The organism is Mesorhizobium sp. L103C119B0, assembly GCF_000502235.1.
Taxonomy (GTDB): Bacteria; Pseudomonadota; Alphaproteobacteria; order Rhizobiales; family Rhizobiaceae; genus Mesorhizobium.
Window position 1 is genome coordinate 309,002 of record NZ_AYXE01000003.1, and the last position, 25,138, is coordinate 334,139.

The 25,138-nt window shown below is 63.7% G+C and carries 22 protein-coding genes; 5 read left to right on the plus strand and 17 right to left on the minus strand.

The genetic code is table 11. The features are described from left to right. Positions 1-25 precede the first annotated feature (25 nt). The 3 genes from X728_RS160170 to X728_RS160160 form a co-directional block, all read right to left on the minus strand. Complete coding sequence (locus X728_RS160170; protein WP_023830830.1) at positions 26-1,222, minus strand: PLP-dependent transferase; 1,197 nt, start codon at positions 1,220-1,222, stop codon at positions 26-28. Continuing rightward, positions 1,219-1,953: a FadR/GntR family transcriptional regulator gene (locus tag X728_RS160165; RefSeq protein ID WP_023668124.1), complete on the minus strand. Its 735-nt coding sequence runs from the start codon at positions 1,951-1,953 to the stop codon at positions 1,219-1,221. The genes X728_RS160170 and X728_RS160165 overlap by 4 nt, the downstream gene beginning before the upstream one ends. Before the next feature lie 121 nt (positions 1,954-2,074). Continuing rightward, positions 2,075-2,782, minus strand: coding sequence for a DJ-1/PfpI family protein (locus X728_RS160160; RefSeq protein ID WP_023691357.1), 708 nt, complete (start codon positions 2,780-2,782; stop codon positions 2,075-2,077). Positions 2,783-2,868: 86 nt separating this feature from the next. Here X728_RS160160 and X728_RS160155 point away from each other — a divergent pair, with 86 nt between their 5' ends. After that, positions 2,869-3,816, plus strand: a complete 948-nt coding sequence (locus X728_RS160155; RefSeq protein WP_023830831.1) for a GlxA family transcriptional regulator — start codon at positions 2,869-2,871, stop codon at positions 3,814-3,816. Between the two features lie 62 nt (positions 3,817-3,878). On the opposite strand, the gene X728_RS160150 is transcribed toward X728_RS160155, so the two are convergent. From X728_RS160150 to X728_RS160135, 4 genes are all read right to left on the minus strand, one after another. Next, positions 3,879-4,658 carry an SDR family oxidoreductase gene (locus X728_RS160150; RefSeq protein ID WP_023704660.1) on the minus strand — a complete coding sequence of 260 codons (780 nt, stop codon included), beginning with the start codon at positions 4,656-4,658 and terminating at the stop codon, positions 3,879-3,881. 24 nt (positions 4,659-4,682) lie between these two features. After that, the gene (gene araH, locus X728_RS160145; protein WP_023830832.1) at positions 4,683-5,633 is read right to left on the minus strand and encodes an L-arabinose ABC transporter permease AraH; all 951 of its coding nucleotides are present in this window, start codon (positions 5,631-5,633) and stop codon (positions 4,683-4,685) included. 11 nt (positions 5,634-5,644) lie between these two features. Continuing rightward, complete coding sequence (araG, locus tag X728_RS160140; protein WP_023736035.1) at positions 5,645-7,156, minus strand: L-arabinose ABC transporter ATP-binding protein AraG; 1,512 nt, start codon at positions 7,154-7,156, stop codon at positions 5,645-5,647. A gap of 70 nt (positions 7,157-7,226) precedes the next feature. Continuing rightward, positions 7,227-8,216 (minus strand): arabinose ABC transporter substrate-binding protein, encoded by a 990-nt coding sequence (locus tag X728_RS160135; protein ID WP_023668118.1) that lies wholly within the window; start codon positions 8,214-8,216, stop codon positions 7,227-7,229. A gap of 245 nt (positions 8,217-8,461) precedes the next feature. Between X728_RS160135 and X728_RS160130 the strand changes: the two genes are divergently transcribed. Beyond that, entirely contained in the window at positions 8,462-9,151 is a 690-nt protein-coding gene (locus tag X728_RS160130) for a FadR/GntR family transcriptional regulator (RefSeq protein WP_245266096.1), read from the plus strand. 7 nt (positions 9,152-9,158) lie between these two features. Beyond that, complete coding sequence (gene dgoD / locus X728_RS160125) at positions 9,159-10,307, plus strand: galactonate dehydratase (protein ID WP_023685304.1); 1,149 nt, start codon at positions 9,159-9,161, stop codon at positions 10,305-10,307. A 239-nt stretch (positions 10,308-10,546) separates the two neighbouring features. On the opposite strand, the gene X728_RS160115 is transcribed toward dgoD, so the two are convergent. The 5 genes from X728_RS160115 to uxuA form a co-directional block, all read right to left on the minus strand. Continuing rightward, complete coding sequence (locus X728_RS160115; RefSeq protein ID WP_023702125.1) at positions 10,547-12,199, minus strand: FAD-binding dehydrogenase; 1,653 nt, start codon at positions 12,197-12,199, stop codon at positions 10,547-10,549. Between the two features lie 49 nt (positions 12,200-12,248). Beyond that, the gene (locus X728_RS160110) at positions 12,249-13,961 is read right to left on the minus strand and encodes an aldehyde dehydrogenase family protein (protein WP_023830834.1); all 1,713 of its coding nucleotides are present in this window, start codon (positions 13,959-13,961) and stop codon (positions 12,249-12,251) included. 79 nt (positions 13,962-14,040) lie between these two features. Beyond that, positions 14,041-15,213 carry an alanine racemase gene (locus X728_RS160105; protein WP_031193055.1) on the minus strand — a complete coding sequence of 391 codons (1,173 nt, stop codon included), beginning with the start codon at positions 15,211-15,213 and terminating at the stop codon, positions 14,041-14,043. Continuing rightward, positions 15,210-16,499 (minus strand): D-arabinono-1,4-lactone oxidase, encoded by a 1,290-nt coding sequence (locus X728_RS160100; protein WP_023815861.1) that lies wholly within the window; start codon positions 16,497-16,499, stop codon positions 15,210-15,212. The genes X728_RS160105 and X728_RS160100 overlap by 4 nt, the downstream gene beginning before the upstream one ends. 202 nt (positions 16,500-16,701) lie before the next feature. Continuing rightward, the gene (uxuA, locus tag X728_RS160095; protein WP_023830835.1) at positions 16,702-17,886 is read right to left on the minus strand and encodes a mannonate dehydratase; all 1,185 of its coding nucleotides are present in this window, start codon (positions 17,884-17,886) and stop codon (positions 16,702-16,704) included. An 83-nt stretch (positions 17,887-17,969) separates the two neighbouring features. On the opposite strand from uxuA, the gene X728_RS160090 reads away from it, so the two are divergent. Then, positions 17,970-18,755: a glucose 1-dehydrogenase gene (locus tag X728_RS160090; RefSeq protein ID WP_023830836.1), complete on the plus strand. Its 786-nt coding sequence runs from the start codon at positions 17,970-17,972 to the stop codon at positions 18,753-18,755. A gap of 49 nt (positions 18,756-18,804) precedes the next feature. Here the strand turns inward: X728_RS160090 and X728_RS160085 are convergent, their stop codons facing one another. Further along, complete coding sequence (locus tag X728_RS160085) at positions 18,805-19,716, minus strand: amidohydrolase (protein ID WP_023830837.1); 912 nt, start codon at positions 19,714-19,716, stop codon at positions 18,805-18,807. Positions 19,717-19,785: 69 nt separating this feature from the next. Beyond that, entirely contained in the window at positions 19,786-21,315 is a 1,530-nt protein-coding gene (locus X728_RS160080) for an MDR family MFS transporter (RefSeq protein WP_050589851.1), read from the minus strand. Between the two features lie 116 nt (positions 21,316-21,431). Here X728_RS160080 and X728_RS01000000166375 point away from each other — a divergent pair, with 116 nt between their 5' ends. Beyond that, positions 21,432-22,070, plus strand: a complete 639-nt coding sequence (locus X728_RS01000000166375) for a MarR family winged helix-turn-helix transcriptional regulator (protein WP_023744514.1) — start codon at positions 21,432-21,434, stop codon at positions 22,068-22,070. Positions 22,071-22,144: 74 nt separating this feature from the next. Here X728_RS01000000166375 and X728_RS160075 read toward each other — a convergent pair whose 3' ends face one another. The 3 genes from X728_RS160075 to X728_RS160065 are packed head-to-tail and all read right to left on the minus strand — an operon-like array spanning position 22,145 to position 25,086. Then, the gene (locus tag X728_RS160075) at positions 22,145-23,347 is read right to left on the minus strand and encodes a mandelate racemase/muconate lactonizing enzyme family protein (protein WP_023830839.1); all 1,203 of its coding nucleotides are present in this window, start codon (positions 23,345-23,347) and stop codon (positions 22,145-22,147) included. A gap of 8 nt (positions 23,348-23,355) precedes the next feature. Next, positions 23,356-23,682: an NIPSNAP family protein gene (locus tag X728_RS160070; protein WP_023712163.1), complete on the minus strand. Its 327-nt coding sequence runs from the start codon at positions 23,680-23,682 to the stop codon at positions 23,356-23,358. 45 nt (positions 23,683-23,727) lie between these two features. After that, positions 23,728-25,086 (minus strand): mandelate racemase/muconate lactonizing enzyme family protein, encoded by a 1,359-nt coding sequence (locus X728_RS160065; protein ID WP_023830840.1) that lies wholly within the window; start codon positions 25,084-25,086, stop codon positions 23,728-23,730. Positions 25,087-25,138: the final 52 nt, after the last annotated feature.

Genomic DNA, 25,138 nt, shown 5'->3' on the forward strand with positions numbered 1-25,138 from the left:
TTCAGAACTCCCATTTTGAACCCAGTCATTTTTTTGCTTTGTCGAAGGCCTGGCCGATGTCGGCCCAGAGGTCTTCGACGCTTTCCAATCCGACATTGAAGCGGATGGTTCGGGGGCTGACGCCGAAGCGCGCCATCGAATTGAGACCCGGTGTCTGCTCGAGCGAGGCCTTTGCCGGCACGACGAGGCTTTCATGACCGCCCCAGCTGACGCCGATGCGGAAAAATTTCAGCGCATCGACGAAAGCGGGAATGTCGACATCCTCCGTCACCTCGAAGGAGAACAGCCCGGCATAGCCGGCAAGCGTCTTCTTGCCGGGATGGTTGGAATAGGCGGGATGATTGACCCGCTCGACCTTGTCATGCGCCTTCAAGCGCTCGGCGATGACGAGCCCGCTCTTCATGTGATGCGGCAGTCTCAGCGGCAGCGTGCGCAGGCCGCGCAACAGCAGCCAGCCCTCGAAGGGCGACAGCTTTGCGCCAAGCTGCGAGTAGGTCTGGTCGTTGATGTGCTTGATATGGGCGGCCGAGCCCGCCACCACACCGGCGACGGTATCGCTGTGGCCGCCGAGATATTTCGAGGCCGAGTGCAGCACCAGATCGACGCCGTGCAGAATCGGCTTCTGGAACACCGGCGTCGCCCAGGAATTGTCGATTGTGGTGACGATGCCCTGCTCTTTCGCCAGCCGCGTCAGATGTTCGAGATCCTGCAGCTCGAACATCATCGAGGTCGGGCTTTCCAGGTAGAGCAGTTTCGCACCGGGAAGTGCCGCGGCCACCGCATCCGGATCGGAGCCGTCGACATAGTCGACCTTGATATGCAGGCGCGGAAACAGCCGCTCGAACAGTCGGTAGGCGTCGCCATAGCAATTGCGCACCGCAAGGATGCGTTCGCCTGCGCCGACGAAAGCCAGCAACGTCGCGCTGATCGCAGCCATGCCGCTCGAAAAACCACGCGCGGCTTCAGCACCTTCAAGCGCTGCGACGCGCGACTCGAATTCCATCACCGTCGGATTGTCGCCGCGCGAATAGATCGGCTGTTTCCTGCGCCCGGCAAAGGTGTCGGCCATGTCGGCATAGCTGGCGAAGGTGAACAGCGAGGTCTGGTAGATCGGCGGCACCACCGCATTGCCGGGGAACGGGTCGTCATGCGCCAGAAGCGTCGCCGCCTCGGCGAGATAGTCGCTGCCGGAAATGCCGGGGTCGAAGCTGTGCTCGTTCATGTGCGGACCGAAAGTTTGAGGTTGGCGGCGCCGCGCTTCAAATCGTCCTCGACCGTGGCGATCAGCTTCAGCGCTTCGGCCCGGGCGCCTTCCGGATCGTGCGCGGCGATGCAGTCGAACATGGTGCGGTGGTAGGGAAAGCTTGCGTGGCCGAAATCGCGCACGCCGAGCGGATGTTCCCAGAAGCGGTGGAACAGTTCGTGCATGGCGGCGATAATCTGCTCGAACAGCGGATTGCCGCAGGCGCGGTAGATCGCCTGATGGAATTCCCAGTCCTCTTCCGACGACATGCCGGCGCGGCTGAGAAACTCTTCCTCCATGATGTCGAGCTTGCGCTCGATCTCGGCGAGGTCGTCCTTGTCGGCACGAATGGCGCAAAGGGCGGCGGCTTCCGCTTCCAGCGCGCGGCGGATTTCCAGCGTGCGCATCAGGCCGGTGAAATCATTGCCGCCGGCAAGCGTCAGCGGCATGTGCAGCATGTCGAGCGAGACGGCGGCCTTGAGATAGGTGCCCGAGCCCTGCCGGCGCTCGACCAGGCCAAGCCCTTCCCAGCGCGTCAGCGCCTCGCGCACCGTGTTGCGGCTGACCTTCAGACGCTCAGCGAGGATGCGTTCGGTCGGCAGCCTCTCACCGGGTTCCAGCTTCTCGCGCATGACGAAGCCGGCCAACGCCTTCAGCACCGCGTCGTCGCGGGCCGTCGTCTGGATCGGCGGAAGGCTGAATTCGGTCACCGGGGCTATTACCGAAGTGGTTCAATGGTCCAACCAATTTCTGCACAGACGAAGGGACCTGTCAACAGTGGAAACGCAGCAAGGCCGAAGGGCCAGGGGATGCACCTTCGGCCTTGCTGCTTCAGCCGTGGATGCGCGCCGGCGCAGCGGCGGCGCGAGCCTCGCGCCAGCGAGCGAAGATTGCCTCGCGAACCCGCCTCGAACCAGAGAGGCGCTTTTTTGCCTGCGCCAGCACCGCAGGCGACGCCTCGGCGGGCGTGCCGGACCGAAAGGGAGGAGCCGGGGCGTATTCGAGCGAGAGCTGCACGATCTCGGCCTCCTCCTGTCCAAGCAGCCTCGCAACCAGCGCCAGGCCGAAGTCGATCCCCGAAGTGACGCCGCCGGCGGTGATGAGCTTGCCGTCTTCGACGATACGCTCGTCGACCGGGATCGCTCCGAACTCCTCAAGGAAATCATGCGCATACCAGTGCGTGGTCGCGCGCTTGCCCCTCAGCAGTCCGGCCGCCCCAAGCACCAGGGCACCGCTGCAAACGGAGGTGATGTAGCGCACCTGCCCCGCGCGCTCCCACACGAAATCGAGGACTGTCTGGTCCTCCAGCAGCGCGTTGACCCCGCCCCCGCCAGGAATGCACAGCACGTCGAGGGGCCGGCAATCGTCAAAGGTCGCGGTTGGCGTCAGCGAGAGGCGCGTCGATGACGTCACCGGGTTGCGATCCTTCCAGATCAGTTCCACCTCGGCATCCTTGGCCGATGCCAGGACTTCGTATGGGCCGGTGAGGTCGAGTTGTTGGACGTCGGGGAATACGAGGATGCCGAAACGAAGGGGCATGGAAATCTCCGTGGGTTGACTTCCGGCAATCTACGGCATCATGGTTTGGCACGATTGCCATTCATCCCTCGCTTCGGGCCAAACCAATGCGCCGTATCGAAGTACTTGCCTATCCCGACATCCAGCTCCTCGACGTCAGCGGACCGCTGCAGGTCTTTGCCAGCGCCAATGATTTCAAAAGGCAGGCCGGCGAACCGGCTCCTTACGAGGTCGTGGTCGTCGCCGCCTCACCGCGCATCCGGACATCGGCCGGTCTCGTGCTGGAGGCAGCAGTGCTGCCAACCCACGGAGGTAAGATCGACACGCTGCTTGTCCCCGGAGGATGGGGCGTCAACGCGGCCTGCGACGATCCCGTGCTGGTCCAGTGGATCGCCGGTCGCTCGCGCGATGCCACCCGAACCGCTTCCGTCTGCAGCGGCGCCATGCTGCTGGCGACGGCTGGCCTGCTCGACGGCCGCCGCGCGGTGACCCATTGGGGACGCTGCGCGGAGTTCGCCCGGCGCTTTCCCGCGGTCCGGCTCGAACCCGATCCGATCTTCATCCGCGACGGCAATGTCTGGACATCCGCCGGCGTAACGGCGGGGATCGATCTCGCCCTCTCCCTCGTCGAGGCCGACCTTGGCCGGCACACGGCGATCGGCGTGGCGCGCGAGTTGGTGGTCTTCCTGAAACGTCCCGGTGGCCAGGCGCAATTCAGCCAGACCCTCAAGCTGCAGCAAGGCGACGGGCGCTTCGACCGGCTGCATGGCTGGATCCTCGAAAATCTGGCCGGTGACCTGTCGCTCACGCAGTTGGCCGACCACGCCAATATGAGCCCGCGCAGCTTCTCGCGGCGCTATCGCGAGGCCACCGGCCGGACACCTGCCCGCGCGATCGAGGAGATCCGGATCGAGGCGGCGCGGCGGATGCTGGAGCGGGGCCAGCCCGTCAACCAGACGGCCCGCCGCTGCGGTTTCGGCTCGGAAGAAACCATGCGGCGCGGCTTTCTGCGCGTGCTGGGCACCAATCCGCGCGCCTATCGCGAGCGTTTCTGATCGCGACTGCTTGCTCCATTAGGCCGGCGGTCGATGCGGTAGAAATAGAGCCTCTCTAGCGTTCAGGCGGGATGCTGTAGCTGGCTGAGCCCGCCATCGACGACGAGGGTCGCCGCGTTCATGAACGGGCACTCCTCAGAAATCATGAACACAGCGGCCAGCGCGATCTCGCGCGCCGAGGCGATGCGACCGCCGGGATGCAGCGCCAGCGTCCTGGCGCGCGCCGCAACCGGATCGGCAAAACTGTTCCAATAGTCGGTCGCCTTCTGCGTCTCGACATAACCGGGCGCCAGCGCGTTCACGCGCACGCCCTGCCCGGCATATTCCAGCGCCAGCGATTTGGTCAGCCCAAGCAGCGCGTGCTTGGCCACGGGATAAGGGAAGGTATGAGGGATGATGGTGAAGCTGTGCGTCGAGGCGATGTTGAGGATCGCGCCACCACCATTTGCGATCATTCCTGGCAGCACCGCCTTGCTGCAATTCCAGGCGCCCTTGACGTTGACGTCGAAATTGCGGTTCCACTCCTCCTCGGTCGCCTCGAGCGGCGTCGAGAACACATTCATCCCCGCATTGTTGATCAGCGCGTTGATCGGCCCGATCGCGTCGGTCGCCCGGCTGACGGCAGCGGCAATCGCGGCCCCGTCGCTGATGTCGGCTGCGGTATGTCCGACATGGCCCTGCGGTGCGGCAAGGCCGGCGACCGTTTTGTCCAGCAGCGCGCCGTCGCGATCGACCAGGAACAGTTTTGCCCCTTCGGCCAGGCAGGCCCCGGCGATGGCAAGCCCGATGCCTTGCGCGGCGCCGGTGAGGAAGATGCGTTTGCCGGACAGGCGCTCAGCCATGGCTGTCACTCCACTGCAAGATGGTCAGCGCCGGCCCAGTGCCGACGAACGCAGATTGTCGAGCAAAACGGCAAGCAGCAGGATCACGCCGCGCACAATGTACTGGTAGAAGGCTGGGATGTTGAGCAGGTTCATGGCGTTTTCGGCAATGCCCATGATCAGCACGCCGACGATGACGCCCGACATGGTGGCGCGGCCGCCGGCAAGCGAGACGCCGCCGAGCACGCAGGCCGAGATGACCGAGAGTTCAAGCCCGACCGCCGCATTGGGCTGGCCCGACGTGATGCGCGAGGCCAAAAGGATGCCGGCGATGCCACAGACCACGCCTTGCAGAGCAAAGATCCAGATGCGCGTCCAGTCGACATTGACGCCGGCCAGGCACGAGGCCTCCGGGTTGCCGCCGATGGCCAGCGTGTTCTTGCCGAAGACGGTACGATTGAGGACAAAACCGAAGATGCAGAACAGCACGGCCAGGACCCAGACCGGCGTCGGAATGCCGAACAGCTTGGATAGCGCCAGCTGGTAGAAATCCGGGCTGTTGATGCCGACGGCGCGGCCATCGGATGCGATCAGCGCAAGGCCGCGCACGATCTGCATGGTGGCAAGCGTCGTGATCAGCGCGTTGATGCGGAATTTGGCGATGACGACGCCATTGATGAAGCCGACGAAGGCGCCGCAGGCGATTGCCGCGAGAAGCCCGAGCAGGATCGAACCGGTATAGTTCGACACCATTACCGCGACCATGCCGGCAAAGGCGACGATGGAGCCGACCGAGAGGTCGAAGTCACGCGCGGCAAGGCAGAACATCATCGTACAGGCGACAATGCCGACGGTGACCACCGACTGCAGCAGGCCGAGCATGTTGCGGTCGGTGAGGAAGTTCGGCACCAGCAGCGACACCAGCACGAAGGCGACGATGAAGATGACGACGAGGCCCTGTTCGCCGAGCAGGATCTTCTTCAACTGATCGGTCATGGTAAAGATCCTCAGGATGCGATCGCGTCGGGGGTTTTCTGATCGGGAAGAGCAGCGGCCAGGATCGCTTTTTCGGCGAACTGGTCGCGGGCGAGTTCGGCGCTGATGCGCCCGCCGCACATCACCAGGATGCGGTCGCAAATGCCCATCGCTTCCGGCAGTTCGGACGAGACGACGACGATCGCCATGCCGTCTTCGGCAAGCTGGTAGAGCAACTCGTAGATTTCCGCTTTGGCGCCAACATCGATACCGCGTGTCGGCTCGTCGACGATAAGCACGCGCACGCCCTGCTCCGACAGCCAGCGGCCGAGAATGACCTTCTGCTGGTTGCCACCGGAGAGGTTGATGATGTCCTGCTTGCGCGACGGCGTGCGCACCTTGAGCTTCTTGATGAAGGTCTCGGCGGTGGCGATCTCGCTGGCGCGGTTCAGGATCCCGAAGCGCGTGTGATGACGCCGCGACGAGATGTTGATGTTCTCCTCGATCGAGCGGCCCTGGATGATGCCGTCATGCTTGCGGTCTTCCGAGCACAAAACGATGCCGGCGCGGATCGCGTCATGGGGATCGGTGGCATGAACGACCTTGCCGTCGACGCTGATGGTGCCGCCTGAGCGCCGGTCGGCGCCGAAGACCAGCCGCATCAGTTCCGAGCGCCCCGCGCCGATCAGGCCGAAGAAGCCGACGATCTCGCCGGCCCTTGCCTCGAAGCTGGCAGGCGTCGTCAGTTTTACTCCGGAAACAGCGTCGACCTTCAGCCGGACATCGCCGGCCGGGCGTGGGCGAAACCCCCAGATATCGGAGATTTCGCGGCCGACCATTTCGGCGACGACCTGGTCGCGTGTGACGTTTTTCAGCGACGCATGGTGCGCCGCGAGCTTGCCGTCGCGCAGCACGGTCAGGCTGTCGCAGAGGCGGAACACTTCGTCCAGCCGGTGCGAGACATAGATGATGACCTTGCCCTCGCCGCGCAGGCGGTCGATCAGCGCAAACAGGATTTCGCTTTCGCGCGACGACAATGACGAGGTCGGCTCGTCCAGAGCGATGACGCGCGCGTCGAGCATGATCGCCTTGGCGATCTCGACCATCTGGCGCTCGCCGATCGACAGCGTCTTGACCTTGCGGCTGATATCGATGTCGATGCCGGCTGATTTCAGCTTGGCGCCAACATCGTCCAGCATCCTGGCACGGGCGATGATGCCGGCGTTGGCGGGGAAGCGGCCGAGGCTGAGGTTTTCGGCAACAGTGAGCTCGGGAACCAGCTGCAGTTCCTGGTGGATGACGATGACGCCATTGTCGAAGGCATCTCGCGTCGTTGCATAGGCTTGCATCTTGCCGTCGATGAGGATCTCGCCGTCATCGGCATGCTGGTCGCCGGACAGGATCTTGATCAGCGTGGATTTGCCGGCGCCGTTCTCGCCCATCAGGCCGTGCACGGCGCCCTTGTCGACGCCGAACGAGACGTCCGACAGCGCCTTGACGCCCGGATAGGTCTTGGTGATTTCCGAGAAGTCGAGAAAGGACATGGGGCGCCTATCCTTTTGCCATGCCAAACAGGCGGCGACTGTGAGCCGCCGCCTGTTTGTACAGGGAGGATTATTCGATGCCGAGACCCTTGCGGACCGTCTGGTAGTCGTCGCGCTTGGCCAGCGCACCGGCGGTCAGGATGAGCTTCTCGGGTTCCTTGTTGTTGGCGACCCAGTCATACATGTTGAGCGCAGTCTCGTAGCCGTGACGCTTCGGCGAGATGATCACCGTGCCGACGAAGCCGGTGGCGGTCGGCTTCTTGAACTCGTTGATCGCCGAATCCGCACCGCCGATGCCGACGCCGATCACGTTTTCGGCCGGGATGCCGACGCTTTCGGAAGCGCGCACGGCGCCGAGCACGGCTTCGTCGTTGAGGCCGAAGGAGACCCACTTCTTGATGTCGGCATGGGCGTTGAGCACCACCGTCGCCGCATTCAGTGCAGCCTCGGTGTCGGTCTTGGCCTGAGGCGCGTCGAAGATGTTCTCGGCCTTGAAGCCGTTGGCCTTGAGCACCGAGATGGCGCCTTCGACCCGGTCGACGGCGGTCGGCAACTGATCATAGGAGACGCGGATGGCGCCAACCTCGTCGGCCTTCCAGCCGCGCGCCTTCATTTCGTCGACGATCGCCTGGCCGACGGCCTCGCCGATCTTGGTCGCCGAAATGCCCATATGCGGCACGTCTTCCAGCGCCTTGCCGTCTGCGCCGACCAGACGGTCGTCAACGGTCATCAGCTTGAGATTGTTTGCGGCGGCCTTGGCGACGATGCCGGGGCCGAGTTTCACATCAGGTGTGCAGACGATGAAGCCTTGCGCGCCCTGCGCGCCGAGATTGTCGATCGCCGACATCAGCTTCTCACCGTCCTCGGCGCCGATCTTGACCAGGGTAAAACCCTTCTCCTTGGCGGCCTGGTCGGCGAACTTCCATTCGTCCTGGAACCACGGCTCCTCGGGCTGTTTGACGATAAAACCTATCTTGGTGTCCTGAGCATATGCAGCGATGGTCGTGACGGACAGCACGGCAAGGGCGCCCGCGACGAGCGCGGTCTTCAGAAGTCGCATGATTACCTCCCAGCGATGGCCGGGCGCTCAGCCCGGATGCAGAGTCTCTAATTCTTTTTATCATACTCGTCAATTGATCTGGTATGATAATTGAGCTACATGCTCCGACCAGGGATCGCTGGCGCAAATCATCCGCATCCGGTAAGGCCGGGGACGCGAGATCAGTGGTTTCGCCGCCTTGGAGGAGGGCTGAGGTGACCGAAACTTCGAAGAAGGCATCAGGCGACACCCGCCGCCCGCGCGTCATGCCCGATGTGACCAAGGCGCTTGCCTCAGACATCTTTTCCGGACGCTATCCCGCCGGCTCGTCTCTGCCGACCGAAAACGAGCTCGGCGTCGAATATGGCGTCAGCCGCACCGTCATCCGCGAGGCGCTGAAGGTGCTGGCCGCCAAGGGGCTGGTGCTGTCGCGGCCGCGCATCGGCACGGTTGTATGTGAACAGGACAACTGGAACATCATCGACCCGCAGGTGCTGGCCTGGCACGCGCCGCATGTGCTGGACGACAAATTGTTCGACGCCATCCTCGAGACGCGCCGCGCCATCGAACCTCTGGTAGCTGAACTGGCGGCGACTCGTGCGACGCTGCAGGAGATCGCCGATCTCGAAGCCGCCTGGCGCGGCATGGCCAATGCCGGCGAGGATCTCGCCGCCTTCTCGCGCTCGGACATCACCTTCCACCAGATCGTCTATGCCGCGAGCCACAACCCGATCTTCCGCCAGATCGGCAATCTGATCGACACCGGGCTGAAATTCTCGCTTGAAGCAACGGCGACCATTTCGCTCGCTCGGCGCATGGAAGCAGTGGCGGCGCACCGCGAGGTGGTGGAGGCACTGCGCATGCGCGATGCCGCGGCGGCGCGTGCGGCGGCAGGCCGGATCCTCGACCTTGCGGCGCGCGACCTGGTCAGCGCCAAGAAACTCAAGAACAACTGAGACCAGCATGAAAATCATCTCGCTCACCACCTACATCGTCCCGCCGCGCTGGCTGTTCCTGAAGATCGAGACTGATGCCGGCGTCACCGGCTGGGGCGAGCCTGTGGTCGAAGGCCGTGCGCTGACGGTCGAGGCAGCGGTCAAGGAACTTGGCGATTATCTGATCGGCAAGGACCCGCGCCTGATCGAGGACCATTGGACGGTGATGCATCGCGGCGGCTTCTACCGCGGCGGGCCGATCCTGATGAGCGCCATTGCCGGCATCGACCAGGCGCTATGGGACATCAAGGGCAAGGCGCTCGGCGTGCCTGTGCACGAACTGCTCGGCGGCAAGCTGCGCGACAGCATCAAGGTCTATTCCTGGATCGGCGGCGACCGGCCGGCGGAAGTGGCTGATGGCGCCAGGGAAGTGGTGGCGCGCGGTTTTCAGGCGCTGAAGATGAATGGCACCGAGGAACTGCAGATCGTCGACAACCATGACAGAATAGATGCGGCTGTCGAACGAGTCGCCATGGTGCGCGAGGCCGTTGGGTCCAACATTGGCATCGCCGTCGATTTCCACGGCCGCGTCCACCGGCCGATGGCGCGCATGCTGGTCAAGGAGTTGGAACCCTACCGGCTGATGTTCATCGAGGAGCCGGTGCTGAGCGAAAATCGCGAGGCGCTGAAGGAGATCGCCGCCCTCGGCTCGACGCCGATCGCACTCGGCGAGAGGCTCTACAGCCGCTGGGATTTCAAATCGGTGTTCGAACAAGGCGCCGTCGACATCATCCAACCCGACCTCTCGCATGCCGGTGGCATCACCGAATGCCGCAAGATCGCGGCGATGGCCGAGGCCTATGATATTGCGGTCGCGCCGCACTGCCCGCTCGGCCCGATCGCGCTCGCCGCCTGCCTGCAGCTCGATGCCGTCAGCTACAACTGCTTCATCCAGGAACAGAGCCTCGGCATCCACTACAACGCCGCAAACGATTTGCTCGATTATGCCGCCAACAAGGACGTCTTTCGCTACGAGGATGGCTATGTCGCAATCCCCGATGGTCCCGGCCTCGGCGTCGAAATCGACGAGGACTACGTCAAGGAAAGGGCCAAGGAAGGCCACCGCTGGCGCAACCCGGTCTGGCGTCACAAGGACGGCTCCTTCGCCGAGTGGTAGCCCGGCCGACCTTGCGGCCAGGCCTTCAGGACCTCAAGCTCAATTTCGCGGTGGCGCCAGCGTAACGCAGGCCTCTGATGGGCCGCAGCGCCGAGCACCAGCGCATGGGAACCGTCGGCGCCGGCAAGCCGCAACTCGCTGACCGCCTGGGTTGCCGCAAGCGATCGAAAGCAGTCGCTATCCATGGAACATGGCGGATGTCCTGTTCTCATCGACCTTTTCTTGGCCCGCCAGCCGCGTCACCTGCCCGCGGCGTGCCGGCCTGCGTTCCTGCCGGAGAAGATGCAGCTGCCGAGAAATGTCCCTTCCAGCGCATTGTAGCCGTGATAGCCGCCGCCACCGCCGCCGGCCACCTCGCCTGCCGCATAGAGCCCGGCAATGGGTTCGCCATTGCCGTCGAGAACCTGCGAATTGAGATTGGTGTGCAGGCCGCCAAGCGTTTTGCGCGTCAGGATGTTGAGGCGCACCGCGATCAGCGGCCCGTGCCTGGGATCGAGTATCTTGTGCGGCTTGGTCACCCGGAAGATCTTGTCGCCAATGTAGTTGCGAGCGCCGCGGATGGCTGTGACCTGCGCATCCTTGGTATAGGCATGGTCGACCTCGCGATCGCGCGCCACGATCTGGGCGTTGAGCCGGTCGTAGTCGAGCAGATTGTCGCCTGACAGCGCGTTCATCCCGGCGACCAGGTCGGCCAGGTTGTCGCGGACGACGAAGTCCTCGCCCTTTTCCAGGAACGCCGCCACCGATGGCGGCGCCTTGCCGCCGCGCCGGTTCTTCAGCACGGCCCGAAAATCCTTGGCCGTAAAGTCGAGGTTTTGCTCCGAACCCGAGAGCACGAACTCCTTCGAAGCGATCGTCTTGGTCAGCACGAACCAGGAATAATCGTGTCCCGTCGACAGGATACGCTTCAAGGTGCCGAGCGAATCGAAGCTCGGGAAGAACGGCGCCTCCATGCGTTGTCCGAGAGCGTCGAACCATAGCGGCGACGGCGCAGACAGGATGCGGATGCCGTGGTTCGGCCAGATCGGATTCCAGTTCTTGATCCCCTCGACATAGTGCCACATGCGGTCGGCGTTGATGACGGCCCCGCCGGCGTCCTGGGTGATCGCCACCATGCGGCCGTCGACATGGTGCGGCACGCCGGCAACCATACGCTTCGGCGCCGGCCCCAGCCGCCCGACCGGCCAGACCTTGCGAACCAACTCATGATTGCCGCCGATGCCGCCGGAGGTGACGATCACGACACCGGCCGAAAGGTCGAAATCGCCGACGGCCGTGCGGCTCGACTGCTTGCCGCGCTCGACATCGGATGCCTCCAGGATTTCGCCCGCGACGCCGGTGACCGCGCCGTTGGTCTTGATCAGCCGGCTGACCTGATGACGGAATTTCAAAGTGATCAGCCCTTTGGCGACGTGCTCGCGCACGCGCCTTTCGAACGGCGCGACCACGCCCGGCCCAGTGCCCCATGTCAGGTGGAAGCGCGGCACTGAATTGCCGTGGCCATTGGCCAGCGCGCCGCCGCGCTCGGCCCAGCCGACCACCGGCCACCAGCGCATGCCCATGGCGTAGAGCCACGGCCGCATCTCGCCGGCGGCGAAATCGACATAGGCTTCCGCCACTTTCCTTGGCCAATGGTCCTCGGGCCGGTCGAACTGGGCAGAACCCAGCCAATCCTGCCAGGCGAGGTCGCGGCTGTCCTTGATGCGCAGGCGGCGCTGCTCGGGCGTGTTGACCAAAAACAGGCCGCCGAGCGACCAGAATGCCTGGCCGCCGAGAAAACCGCCACCCTCTTGCTCGACGATGATCACGCGCTTGCCGGCATCGCCGAGTTCCGCGGCTGCGGCCAGGCCGGCCAGCCCGCCGCCAACGATGATTGCGTCCGCGTCAGCCATTGTCGTAGCTCCTGTGCCGGCTTTTGTTTTCGAGATCGGATGCTCGTTGCTAGCCGCGCAGCGCGTTCCAGATGATGCGCGGCAGCTTCAGGAGGCTCGGCTGGTAGTTGAACTCGGTGATCAGGCGGCCGACCATGTGTGCCCTTTTGTGGGTCAGGAACCAGGCCGGCTTCGGCATGATGCGGAACGGCGCTTCGAGCACGCTGCGTTCCGGTCTGTCGAACAAATAGGTGTTGTGGACGACGCCGATGCCGCTCTGCACGTCGTCGAGCGTGTGGCCAGGGAAAGCACCCCAGGTCGGGCGCAGCAGCGCGAACAGAACGCCGCTCCAGGAATTGATGCCGATGCCGCCATAGCGCAGTTCGGCAATGATTTCCTCGAAGCGCTGCCGGCCGATCTCGGCGATCGTCCTGGGATGGATGAGGATGTTGGCGGCAAGCGTGCCGTGCAGCTTTTCATTGGCGTAGGCGACAGCGGCGCGCAGATAGGATTCCGCATTGCCCGCCGGCAGCCGCATGACGCTGAGCGCCGGCGCGAACACCTCGGCATTTTCGAGATAGGTATCCGTGCCCGGCCGGAACGGCACCACCACGCAGGCCGGCCCGCCGGGCCGCTCGAATTTCTGTACGCTGTCGGCATGCGCCTCGAAGGCGGCGAGGCGCTCGGTCGCGCCGGGATAATAGGCCGGGCGCGACGGGGCTTTCTGCATCACCTTTTCGAGGGCCGCCAGAAGCGCGTCGGATTTGTCCCAGCGTTCGGGCAACACGAGCATTTGGCAGGCGATACAGTTGAAACCGGAATTGTTGAGCTTCTGTGTGGCGATCAGTTCGGCATGGTAGGCGATGTCGGCATTCGACCATGGGCCGGGCACCACGATGGTCGGCGCCACGCCGCCAAGCTCAGAGGTGATACGCCGGCTGTTGCGCGGCGTGCCCGCCGCCTTGTTCTTGCGGCCCTCCTCGCCGGGACCCCAGACGATCGCGTCATGCGAGGCGGCGGCACCAGTGATGTGGATGTCGTCAACGAGATCGTGGTTGCACAGATACGCACCGACATCGGCGCTGCCGCGCACGATGCGCAGCGCACCGAATTCGATCAGCGGCCGCAGCGCCGGCCGCAGGAAATCAACGAGGTAATCATTGACCGGGTTCATCTTGAGCAGGACGACCTGATGTTCGACGAGCAGCTTGTGCAGGCAGTCGAGCGGCGCGATCGAGGCGACGTTGCCGGCGCCGAGCACGAGCCCGATCTTGCCCTTGCGGCTGGTGCGCGGCGCGTCATAGGCCGATGCGGTGTTTGCGGCGAGGTTCGCCTTGGTCACGCCGGGCTGCATCCAGATCTCTGCCTTCAGCCCGGTGAACAGCACCTTGTCCCAAAGCGAATTCGGAACCACCGTCACCGCCACCTGTCCGCTAGGCAAGGTGCGGACCGGCAGTCTGTCAAGGAACTTCTTGCCCTCCATCAGGCTCAGCGTGTGGATGAACTGGTTGCAGCCATCCATCAGCGCCGCCGGGCCAGCCAGCCATTCCTCACCTTCCAGCGGCGAGCCGGTCGGGATGCCCTTCTTGCGCGTCGCGGTTTTGACCCACGCCTCGGCGACCTCGCGGATGTGATCCTTGACCTGCCGCAGCAAGGCGATCCGCTCGCCATTCGAGGTCTGCGCCCAGTCGTCCTTCCTGGCGTCGAGATCGGTGAGCGCGAGGTCGAGTTCGGCTGCCCATTCAGGCTGCACGGGCTGGGTTTTGACTGCCTTGGCAACCATCCTATCCTCCTCCACTTCGATCTCTTTGTTTGACGCAATTCCTGTGGGAAAACCGCTTCACACTTTTCCTGGAATTGCTCTACGAAAACGGCAGTGCGGCCCATTGCTCGACGAATTTCCCGCCGGAATAGACCTGGATCGAACCGAACTGCTGTAGCACGAATTCGCTCTGCGTCGGACGCAGGAAGGCGTAGTCGTCAGGCCCGACATTGACGTTGTCGGGCAGCGCCATGAATTGCTGATTGGTCGAAAAGCCGAACGTCTTGTCGGTCTTCATCCCCACGGGATGGACGGGCTTCGCCATCCATTTTCCGCCATAGAGAAAACAGCCGCGCCGCGGCAACAGCCCGAGCTTCTGCAGCAGCCAGGAGCGCTGGTCGAGGCCCGGCGCCTGGACATCGACCACTTTCAGGATCGGCGTCGCGATGAATGCGGCAGGCCGCAATTGGCTGAGGCTCGGCACATCGAAATCGGTCGGCAGCATAAAAGCCGATCCGATGGACAATTCATTGGCGCCGACCCAGCTGTCATAGAGCAATGCGGTGCTGCTGCCGCCAAGATTGAGGATCTTGCGCTGGTCGGCGGCAAGGCAAGCGACATACTGGCGAAACAGGCTGATCGCCTTGACGCGCGCCTTGGCCGGTCCTCCCAGCAGTTTGGGGATATGGCCGATATGCGCCTCGTAGGCCATGACGCCTTCGCATTTCAGCCGCGGGTAATTCGCCAACGCGGAAACTGCCCGGGCCAGTGAGTCGGGATCGCTGATACCGCCGCGATGAAGGCCGACATCGACCTCGAAGCAGACGCGCAGCTCGCGGTCGAGCTCGGCGGCAAGCGAGCCATAGGCGGCCAGCCGCTCCTCGGTATCGATCAGCCAGACGATGCGCGACGTAGCTTCGCCGAGCCCGGCGAGAACGCCCTTCGTCAGCGCGTGCCTGGCGCCGGCAACCGGCATCGGCTTGCCCAACAGGAGATCGACTTGGGGAAACACTTTCAGCATCTCGGCGCTGATCGGCAGATGAAAGGTCATCAGCCTGTCGGTCGCAAACGCCGCGCGGATATAGTCGATCAGCGGCAGGCATGGCAGCGACTTGTCGACGAGGCGCAGATCGAGGCCCGTGGCGAACTTCGCCTTGATCGCAGCGATGTTGTGATCGAGCCGGTCGAGATCGAGCACCAGGCAAGGCTGAAAGATCCCGGCTGCCCTGAGCGCGCCCGACATTTCCGCGAAATAGGTGTCGGTCAGGCTCATGCCGCGACGCCGAGCAGCCTGGCAATATAGGGCGACACGAAGCGGTTGTCCGGGTCCATCTCGCGGCGGACCGCCATCGCATCGTTCCAGCGCGGATAGAGCGCGCTCAATTCCCTTGATGTCAGGCTGTGCATCTTGCCCCAATGCGGGCGGCCGCCGCGCTTCCTGAAGATCGGCTCGGCGGCGTTGAAGAACGCCATCGGATCGCGCTCGACGCCGTGATGGATGGCGATGGAACAGGTTGGGCGCTTGTAGAAGGGGCTGAGCCAGACATTGTCGGGCGCGACGACGCGCACCTCCATCGGAAAATAGACCTCTGGAAACCGCGTCTCGAGCAGCGCAATGATTTCGCTGAGTGCGGGCGCCCCTTCCTCGAACGGCAGGTGGTATTCCATCTCGTTGAACTTGACGTTGCGCTCGGAGGTGAAGACCTTCAGCCACTCCTCGACATAATCCTCGGCCGGCACCTTGGCGAAGGCCGAGCCGATGAGACGGCGGCGCAGCCAAGGGAGCCAGCTGAGATAGTCGCGCAGTTTTCTCAGCGTCGTCACCGCATCGTCGTCTTCCGTCGGCGGACGCACCGTCGCCGGCGCCTCGGTGATGTCGCTGGCAATCAGCAGCGCCTGGCCGGAAAACGGCACATAGTAGAACTCGGCCGAACGATGCGCCGTCATGGTGCTTTCGAATTGCGCAAGCACATCGGCAATCGGCGCCGTCCAGCGGCGGTGCCGCATCCGGTAACTCGCCACGTTGCGGATCGTCACTTCGGTGACGGCGCCGAAAGCGCCGAGCGAAGCGCCCATGGCTTCGATCATGTCGGGGCTCTTGGCACGGTCGAACTCTTTCACGGCGCCACGCCCGTCGACGATCTGCATCGCCTCGAGCTGGGTATGGTAAGCGCCGAGCGTGATGCCCGAGCCGTGGGTGGCGGTGCCCAGCGCCCCGCCGAACGCCTGCTTGTCGATGTCGCCCATGTTCGGCAGCGCCTGGCCGACGCCGTGCAACAGCTTTGCCAGCGCGCCGATCTTGGTGCCGGCGCCGACCCGTGCTGTCAGCCTTTCGGGATCGTGCGACCTCAGGCCCTCGAAGCGATCAAGCGACAGGATCGTCCCGTCATTCTTGACCAGAGGCGTGAAGGAATGGCCCGTGCCAGCGAATCGAACTGGTCCCGGCGCGTTGCGAATGGCACCACTCAGCTCATCGAGACTCTGCGGTTCGGCAAAAGCCTGCGGCGTGGCCGTGACATAGCCCGACCAATTGCTCCACTGGCTGATAGCCTCTCCCAAAATTGCCTCCCTGGGACGCCGGCTTTGCCGGTCTTTCTCCTAGCGCTGAATAATATGATACATACTCAGCTTTTCGGATATGATACATTGTCAGCTTTCTGTCAACCTAGCAATCGGAGGTGTCTTGCGTCCGCGCCGGCCGCATTATCTACAGCGACGCACGCTGAGCCGGCGTCGGCATTGAACGCAGTTCGTTGCCCCTTCAAGCCAGCCCAAACGTTTCCACGGCCCGCATGATGCCGCGCAATTCGGCCAAGCCCTTCAGGCGGCCGATCAGCGAGTAGCCGGGATTGATCCTTGTCTTGCCGATATCGTCGGCGAGCAGGTGGCCATGGTCCGGCCGCATCGGGATTTGCCAGTCGGCGCGGCCCTCCTTGCGGCGGCGCGCCTCCTCCTGCATCAGCGCCAGGATGACATGCGCCATGTCGGTGCCGCCTTCGAGATGCTCGGCCTCGTAGAACGAGCCGTCATCCTCGATGGTGATGTTGCGCAGATGGGCGAAGTGGATGCGGTCGGCGAATTCCTTGACCATGGCGACGATGTCGTTGTCGGCGCGCGTGCCGTAGGACCCGGTGCAGAACGTCAGCCCATTGGCCTGGCTGTCGACGGCATTGAGAATGAAACGCGCATCCTCGGCGGTCGAAACGACGCGCGGCAGGCCGTAGAGCGAAAACGGCGGATCGTCGGGGTGGATACACATGCGCACCCCCTCCTCTTCCGCCACCGGAATGATCTCGCGCAGGAACCACGCGAGGTTGCCGCGCAACTCCTTCGGCCCGATCCCGTCATAGCCCGCAAGCGCCTCGCGAAAACTGTCGCGGTCATACTTGCGCTCTGTAGCCGGCAGGCCGGCGATCAGATTGCGCTCGATCTGGTCGATCTTCTCGGGCGGCAATTCCTTCAGCCGCGCTTCCGCTTGCGCAATACGCGCCGGCGTGTAGCTGTCAGCTCCGTTCTTGCGCTTCAGCACGAACAGATCGTAGGCGGCGAAATCAACGGCATCAAAACGCAGGGCGTAGCCTGTCGTCGGCAGACGGTAGGCTAGATCGGTGCGGGTCCAGTCCACCACCGGCATGAAATTGTAGCAGATCGTGGCGATGCCGGCCTTGGCCAGCGCGCGGATCGAATCGCGGTAATAGCCGGCATAGCGCTCGCGTTCCTGCGCGCCGATTTTGAAGGAATTGTGGACCGGAATGCTCTCGACGACCGACCAGGTCAGTCCTGCTTCCTGGATAATGCGCTTGCGCTCCAGCACTTCGGCCTCAGGCCACGCCCGGCCGTCATAGATATGGTGGAGCGCCGAGACCACGCCGGTGGCGCCCGCCTGCTTGACATGATCGAGCGTCACCGGATCATCGGGCCCATACCAGCGCCAGCATTGTTCCATTTTCGGCTTTCCTTCTGCGAGAGGTTGGCAACTTATTGTTGGACCCCGATGGGAGTCGATAGAAAATGGAGGAGTTTTTAGAAATGATGGATTTCGACGGCAAGGTCGCCCTGGTGACCGGGACGACCGGAATCGGCCTGGCAACCGCCAAGCGCCTTGCGGCCGGTGGCGCCGCAATCATCGCCTGCGGCATCGACCGCGCCGCCAACGCGTCATTGAAAGCGCAACTGGAAAGCACTGGAGCAGCAGCGCTGGTCATCGACACCGACGTCGCCGTTTCCGATCAGGTGCGCGACGCGGTCGCGGCTGGCGTCGCGAAGTTCGGCGGCCTGGATGTCATCGTCAATTCAGCCGCCGTCCATCCCTATGGCACGGCGACGACCACCGACTGGGAAACCTGGAACCGAACGATGACGGTCAATGTCGGCTCGATCTACCTGACCGCGCATTTCGGCATTCCGGAAATGATCAAGCGCGGAGGCGGCGCCATCGTCAACGTCGCCTCGGTGCAGGGCTTTGCCTGCCAGCAGAACGTCGCCGCCTATGCCACGACCAAGGGCGCCATCCACACGCTGACGCGCTCGCTGGCGCTCGACTACGCGGCATCAGGCATCCGCGTCAATTCGGTCAGCCCGGGCTCGATCCGCACGCCGATCCTGGAGAAGGCTGCGCGCGGTGACGGCGGCAGCGATGCCGATGTCGAAGAGGCCTACAAGCGCTTCGGCGCGGCTCATCCGCTCGGCCGTATCGGCGAACCGGAGGAAGTGGCGGAACTCATCGCCTTCCTGTGCTCGTCGAAGGCCGGTTTCTGCACCGGCGCGGACTACAGGATCGATGGCGGCCTGACGGCAGGTATTGGCGTGAAGTAGCGCTATGATGGCGTTCTGCGCGCTTGCAGGCAATCGGTGTCCGACCGCGCTACAGCTTCCACATCCGCTTGGCATTGCCCGACAGCAATTTCGTCCTCTCCTCAGGGCTGGCGCCCGCGATCAGCGCGTGTGTCGCCGCCACCCAGGTGGCAAGGCCACCGCCAAGCGTGCACACCGGCCAGTCGCTGCCCCACACGACGCGGTCCCAGCCGAAAATGCCGATCGTGTGCTCGACATAGGGGCGCAAGGTCTCGACGGTCCATGAGCCGGCATCGGCATAGGCGACGACACCGGAGATCTTGCCGATGACATTGGGACGCCGCGCGATCTCGGTCATATGCTCGNCATCGGCATAGGCGACGACACCGGAGATCTTGCCGATGACATTGGGACGCCGCGCGATCTCGGTCATATGCTCGCGCCACGGATGTTCCGCACTGGCCTTGATGTCGGGCACGCCGCAATGGTCGAGCACGAACTGCACATCCGGCGCCAGATCGGCGAGCGCAACCGCCCTTGGAATCTGATGCGGCAGGACGACGAGGTCGAAGGTCAGGCCGGTGCCGGCAAGCCGCTTGATGTTTTCGCGAAACAGCGCGCTGTCCGAAAGCTCGTCCGGCATGACATGCAGCACGCGGCGGAACCCCTTGACGAAAGGGTCGGCTTGCTGGCGCCCGAGATAGGCGGCGAAGCCGGCCTCCTCCGGGCGGCAGGAGGCGATCGCCCCGCGCAACAGACTGCCCTTCTCCAGCGACTGCGCCTTCACATGGCTGGTCTCGGCCTGGATGTCGGCTTGGTCGACATCGACCTCCATGTGCAATGCAGCCCCGATGCCAACGCGGCGGGCCTGGATCGCATATTCTGCATGCGGGAAATCACGGTTGAGCGCCGGCTCGCGGCTGAGCCAGGGATAGCGCAGCGCCGACAGGTCGATCAGGTGCAGATGGGTGTCGATGATCATGGCTGTCCTCCTCGGTGATTTCAGATCATCGCCAAATGCCTAAACCCAGCGCATGACACAAGCTTTGGCTCAGGCCCGCTTCGGGATCTCTTTGTCCTCGAGCAGCAGCGTCAGCCCCATGGCGACGAAATAGAGCGCCGCCACCCAGATGAACATCACGTTGAAGCCACTGGAGTAATGGTCGAGCACCACTTCGCGGATCGCGCCCGGCAGGCTCGATGCGAGGTGCGGCGTCAACCCGTTCAGGCCACCCGGCAGCAGGGCGGCGGCGTCTGCAGGAAGCTCGGCTGTCTGCCGGTTCAGCGCCCAGATCATCACCGCGCCGTTCAGCGCCAGTCCGAGCGATGCTCCGAGCGTTCGCGCCTGGGTGATCAGCGATGTCACCGCGCCGATATCCTGCAGCGGTGCTGCCGCCTGGATCGCCACGATCAGCACCTGGAACTGCAGACCCATGCTGATGCCGAATACTGCCATCATCGTCGCCAGCACCCAGATCGGCGTGTGCTGGTTGGTGAGGACGAAGCCCAGCATCAGAAACCCGCCGATAGCCATGGCGACCACCGGCATCCATTTGTAGCGTCCGGTTGCCGCGATCACCCGCCCGGCCACGATCGAGATGACCATCGATGTCAGGGACGCCGGCAGGAACAGGAAGCCTACCTCGGCCGGGCTCAGGCCCGTCAGCGTCTGCATGTAGAGGGCGAAATAGAAGAACATGCCCAGCGTCACCGTTCCGGCGACCAGCGACACGCCCGAGACGATGCTGACCGTCGAATTGCCGAACAGCCGCAGAGGTACGATCGGCTCTTCGGCCCGCCGCTCGACCATGACGAACAAGGTGATGGCGGCCACTGCCAGCAGCGGCAGCGCGAAGGTGATGAGGTCCGGTCCGTTGGGGTCGAGCACGTGATAGCCCCAATAAACGATCGCCGTCGTGCCTATGGCGAGCAGCGCGCCACCGAGATAGTCGATGCGGTGCCGCTTTTCGTTGAACCGGCTGCGCATGGCGAAGGCCAGCACAGCCAGCACGATGATGCCTATCGGCAGATTGACCAGGAACACCCAGCGCCAGCCGAACAGGCTGGTGATGTAGCCGCCGGCCAACGGGCCGAGCACCGACGACAGCGCGAACACCGCCGAACTGTAACCCTGGTATTTGGCGCGGTCGCGCGGCGAAAACAATTCGCCGATCATGGCGAAGGCGGAGACCATCAGGCCGCCGCCGCCGATGCCTTGCAGCACGCGCGCGGCGATCAAGCTCTCCATCGACCATGCCATGCCGCAGACCAGCGAGCCCAGCAGGAACAGGCCGATCGCCGTCAGCACGACATTCTTGCGGCCATACATGTCGCCAAGCTTGCCGTAGAATGGCGATACCGCGGCGGTCGAGAGCAGGTAGGCGGCACCGACCCAGCCGAACAGATGCAGATTGCCGAGTTCGCCGGCGATGGTTGGCAAGGCGGTGACGACGATCTGCATATCGATGGTGGCCATGAACATGGCGATCAGCGCGCCGAAATAGACGATCAAGGTCGTAAGGTCGGGCCTGACTTGGGCCTCCACGGGCGCTGTGTCCGGCAGCGTCTGCTCGACAGTCATCGGTGTCTCCGTAGCTTGGGGCGCGATTTATGTGCCCACAGCTGAGAGGTGTCAACCAGATATGTGCGCTCAGCATATAATTGACATCAGCATATATTCTTGCTAACGCGCTATGGATGAGCAGCAACGCATCCAGCAGTCCGGATCGATTTCCATCCCTGTTCCAGACGCGCGGCGATCGGGACCTCGCCGGTCTGGCGCGCGGCAGCGGCCTGTCCGAACCGGCGGCCGAGGCCGTGGCCGCCATCGATGCGGTAATGAGCAAGGTGCGCCGCTCGATCCAGCGCCGCGACTTCGGCCGCATGATCCTGGCGCGCGTAGACCCTTCGCTGGAAGTGAGCCATCTCGATGCGATCAGCGCCATCGCGAACAATCCGGTTTTCAGCGCTACCCAGCAGGATGAGGTGACGGTTGGCGTCATCGCCGAGCGCCTCGAGATCGATCCGTCGCGCGCCAGCCGCATCGCGGCCGACCTCGTCGAACGCGGCTATGCCTGCCGTGTCGCATCGCAACGCGATGCCCGCCGCATCTGCCTCAAACTCACCGCCAAGGGTGAGCGCCTCGTGGCGGCGGTGCGCCAGACCAAATGGCGGATTTTCGCCGGATCGCTGGCACAGTGGGATGAGCAGGACCTAGTAAGGTTCGCCACCTTGCTGGAACGCTTCGCCGGTTGGGCCATGGACGAAGCCGGGATGAAAAGATCCGCCGAGGCCGTCAAGCAGTTGATGGACGAGATGCTGCCCGAAACGAAATAGGCGGCACGGCGTGGACGCTCACCCATGTGTGCGAGCCGTTCGATAGCCCTTGACGCTCAGGTCGCCTCGGATCGTTATCGGCCGAAGAAACCGGCGTCCTCTTCCGCCAGGTATTTCTTAGCCGCTTTGGCATCGATGTCGAGGCCGAGTCCCGGAGCTTCGAGCAGGTCGACCATACTATCCCTGACGATCTGCCCCTTGGGCAGGCCGATGACGATGTCCTCCCACCACGGGTCGGAGGCGCTGGGATATTCGAAGGCGATGTAGTTGGCCGGCAGCGTGGCGCAGACATTGATCAGCGCGCCGAGGCCCAGCAGACCGTTCGCCGTGCCGTGCGGCGCCATCATGATCGAGTGCATATAGGCATGCTCGGCCACCCATTTGAGCTCGGCGATACCGCCTATATCGGCAGGATCCGGGCCGATGACGCGCACCGCCTGTGTTTCGATCAGTTCCTTGAAATTATGGCGCAGATAAATCTGTTCGCCCGTATGGATCGGGGTGGACGTCGATGTCGTGAGTTCGCGATAGGCCTGCGGATTGACCCACGGCACGTAGTCGCCCGTCAGCATATCCTCCAGCCACATCAGATTGTATTTTTCGACGGCCCGCGCGAAGCGGATGGCGTCGGGCAGGAACCAGCCGGGGCCGCAATCCAGCGCCAGCAAGACCTTGTCGCCGAGCACCTCCTTCATGGCGATGACGCATTCGATCATATGCGCCATGCCGCGCTCGCTGATCTGCCCCTGGTCCATCGCGCCGTGATAGGTCGGCGGCTGACGCACGCCGTAGTGGAAGTCGGGGACGCTGGTCTTCATGTTGGAATGAAAGCTGATGCCTTGCTTGACCATGAAGAAACCTTCCGGCCGCTCCATCATCCATTTGACGTCGGCCGCGTAATCCTCCGGCCTGTCGCCGGTGCGCTTCTTGCGGATGGAACCGTTATAGACCCGCACCTTGTCGCGCACCTTGCCGCCGAGCAGCTTGTAGACCGGAACGCCTGCCGCCTTGCCGGCGATGTCCCACAGAGCATGCTCGATAGCGCTGACGGCGGCGCCGTAGGGCTTGAACGAGCCGCGCTGGCGGATTTTCAACATCACGCGTTCGACATCGGTCGGGTCCTCGCCGATCAGCGCGTCGCGGAAATGCAGCACCCAGGGTTTCAGATAAGGCTTGGTGTACTCGACCTCGCCGAGGCCATGGAGGCCTTCGTCGGTGACGATGCGCACGATGGGGTGCCTGCCGATGACGGCGCACCTGAGATCGGTGATCTTCATGATGTCCTCTATTTCACCGACGAGAAGGCGGTTGGCGCGAGAAACTGGCTGGAAATATTGGCCAGGATCGGGCCATCGCGCTCGGACTCGTCGCGGGCCTCGAGCCATGCCGGATCGGTGGTGAAGGCCTTCCATTTCACTTCGCGCTCGGCAAGGGATTCCCAGGCGATGAAATAGGTCAGTCGATTGCTGCTTTCGCCGACCACCGTGGTGAAGAACCCGGCCTGGCGAATGCCATGTCTATCCCACAGCGCCAAGGTATGGTCGTTGAAACGCTTGAGCAGCGCCGGCAGCTGGCCCGGCACGCAGTCGTAAATGCGAAGTTCGTAGATCATGGTTGATCCTTCTGTTTACTTCTCCCTTCGGGGAGAGGTGTAGCGTCAGCTCCAGGTGCGGTCCCAGGAGTATTCGTCGTCCCAGTGATCGGTCGGCCGCCAGATGCCGGTGACGCCGGGCTGCAGGTGCTGGCTGATCACTTCGTCGACGATGTCGTCGATGCCCAGACCAGGCTTGTCGGGCACGGTGATGAAGCCGTCCTTGACCAGCGGCTTGGGCAGGCCGGTGACGATGTCGTCCCACCAGTCGACTTCGACGCTGTGATATTCGAGCGCCATGAAGTTTTCCGTCGCTACCGCGACATGCGCGGCGGCCATTGCCGCGATCGGGCTTTCCGCCATGTGTATGGCCATGGCGACGCCATGCTCCTGCGCCGCGTCGCCGATCTTCTTGGTCTCGAGGATGCCGCCGGTGGTCAGCAAGTCCGGGTGGATGACCGAGATGCCGGCGTTGAGCAGCGGCTCGAAGCCTTCCTTGAGGTAGATGTCCTCACCCGTGCAGATCGGCACCGACGTTGCCTGCTGCAACTGGCGATATTGCTCGGTGTACTGCCAGGGGATCACATCCTCGAGCCAGGCCGGTGCATATTTCTCGATCCGCCGAGCGAGACGGATGCCGTCCTGCAGCGAGATGTGGCCGACATGGTCGATGGCGAGCGGGATCTCGTAGCCGATCACCTCGCGGACCTCGTGGATATATTGATCGAGCAGGTCGATGCCCTTTTCGGTGAAGTGGAGGCCGGTAAAGGGATGCGGCACATTCTGCGCGTCATAGGCGGCGTTGCGCGCCCGACGTTCGTCCAGCGTGCGTGCCGGGCCGCGGCCGGCATGCGTGCGGAAACCGTCGAGCACGCCGGCCGGCGCGACGACCGCGCCCGGGATGTGGGAAATCTGCGTCAGGCCGAGGTCCATCTTGAGGAAGGTGAAGCCGAGATCCATCCGCGCCTTCAGCCGCTTGCCGGTCTCCGTGCCGCTGGGCTTGTCCGCGTCGGTGTCGCAATAGACACGCACCTTGTCGCGAAACCGTCCTCCCAGCATCTGGTAGATCGGCACGCCGTACGCCTTGCCGGCGAGGTCCCAAAGCGCGATCTCGACTGCCGAGACGCCGCCACCTTGCCGTCCATGGCCGCCAAATTGCTTGATGCGCCGGAACAGCCGGTCGACGTCGCAAGGGTTCTCGCCCAGCAACCGGCTCTTCAGCATCAGCGCATAGGTCGCGCTGGCGCCGTCGCGCACTTCGCCCAGGCCGACAATGCCCTGGTTGGTGTAGATCTTGACCAGCGCCGAGGTGAACGGCGCGCCGACGATCTCGGCGACGCGCAGATCGGTGATGCGCAGGTCGCTCGGCCTGGACTTCGTATTTACCCGATTGAGCGCCTCGCCGGCGCTACCCGTCTTTGCCATGGCTTATCCTCGTTCTGATGGTGGCGCCCCGCACCCCCGGCCTGCATAAGCG

Excerpts from the sequence above, each read along its gene's own strand:
- araH (WP_023830832.1), bottom strand. The coding sequence starts at position 5,633 with ATGACCGATCAGTTGAAGAAGATCCTGCTCGGCGAACAGGGCCTCGTC.
- araG (WP_023736035.1), bottom strand. The coding sequence starts at position 7,156 with ATGTCCTTTCTCGACTTCTCGGAAATCACCAAGACCTATCCGGGCGTC.
- X728_RS160105 (WP_031193055.1), bottom strand. The coding sequence starts at position 15,213 with ATGAGCCTGACCGACACCTATTTCGCGGAAATGTCGGGCGCGCTCAGG.
- X728_RS160090 (WP_023830836.1), top strand. The coding sequence starts at position 17,970 with ATGATGGATTTCGACGGCAAGGTCGCCCTGGTGACCGGGACGACCGGA.
- X728_RS160070 (WP_023712163.1), bottom strand. The coding sequence starts at position 23,682 with ATGATCTACGAACTTCGCATTTACGACTGCGTGCCGGGCCAGCTGCCG.
- X728_RS160170 (WP_023830830.1), bottom strand. The coding sequence starts at position 1,222 with ATGAACGAGCACAGCTTCGACCCCGGCATTTCCGGCAGCGACTATCTC.
- X728_RS160155 (WP_023830831.1), top strand. The coding sequence starts at position 2,869 with ATGCGCCGTATCGAAGTACTTGCCTATCCCGACATCCAGCTCCTCGAC.
- dgoD (WP_023685304.1), top strand. The coding sequence starts at position 9,159 with ATGAAAATCATCTCGCTCACCACCTACATCGTCCCGCCGCGCTGGCTG.
- X728_RS160130 (WP_245266096.1), top strand. The coding sequence starts at position 8,462 with ATGCCCGATGTGACCAAGGCGCTTGCCTCAGACATCTTTTCCGGACGC.
- uxuA (WP_023830835.1), bottom strand. The coding sequence starts at position 17,886 with ATGGAACAATGCTGGCGCTGGTATGGGCCCGATGATCCGGTGACGCTC.
- X728_RS160115 (WP_023702125.1), bottom strand. The coding sequence starts at position 12,199 with ATGGCTGACGCGGACGCAATCATCGTTGGCGGCGGGCTGGCCGGCCTG.
- X728_RS01000000166375 (WP_023744514.1), top strand. The coding sequence starts at position 21,432 with ATGAGCAGCAACGCATCCAGCAGTCCGGATCGATTTCCATCCCTGTTC.
- X728_RS160065 (WP_023830840.1), bottom strand. The coding sequence starts at position 25,086 with ATGGCAAAGACGGGTAGCGCCGGCGAGGCGCTCAATCGGGTAAATACG.
- X728_RS160080 (WP_050589851.1), bottom strand. The coding sequence starts at position 21,315 with ATGACTGTCGAGCAGACGCTGCCGGACACAGCGCCCGTGGAGGCCCAA.
- X728_RS160135 (WP_023668118.1), bottom strand. The coding sequence starts at position 8,216 with ATGCGACTTCTGAAGACCGCGCTCGTCGCGGGCGCCCTTGCCGTGCTG.
- X728_RS160160 (WP_023691357.1), bottom strand. The coding sequence starts at position 2,782 with ATGCCCCTTCGTTTCGGCATCCTCGTATTCCCCGACGTCCAACAACTC.
- X728_RS160150 (WP_023704660.1), bottom strand. The coding sequence starts at position 4,658 with ATGGCTGAGCGCCTGTCCGGCAAACGCATCTTCCTCACCGGCGCCGCG.
- X728_RS160110 (WP_023830834.1), bottom strand. The coding sequence starts at position 13,961 with ATGGTTGCCAAGGCAGTCAAAACCCAGCCCGTGCAGCCTGAATGGGCA.
- X728_RS160075 (WP_023830839.1), bottom strand. The coding sequence starts at position 23,347 with ATGAAGATCACCGATCTCAGGTGCGCCGTCATCGGCAGGCACCCCATC.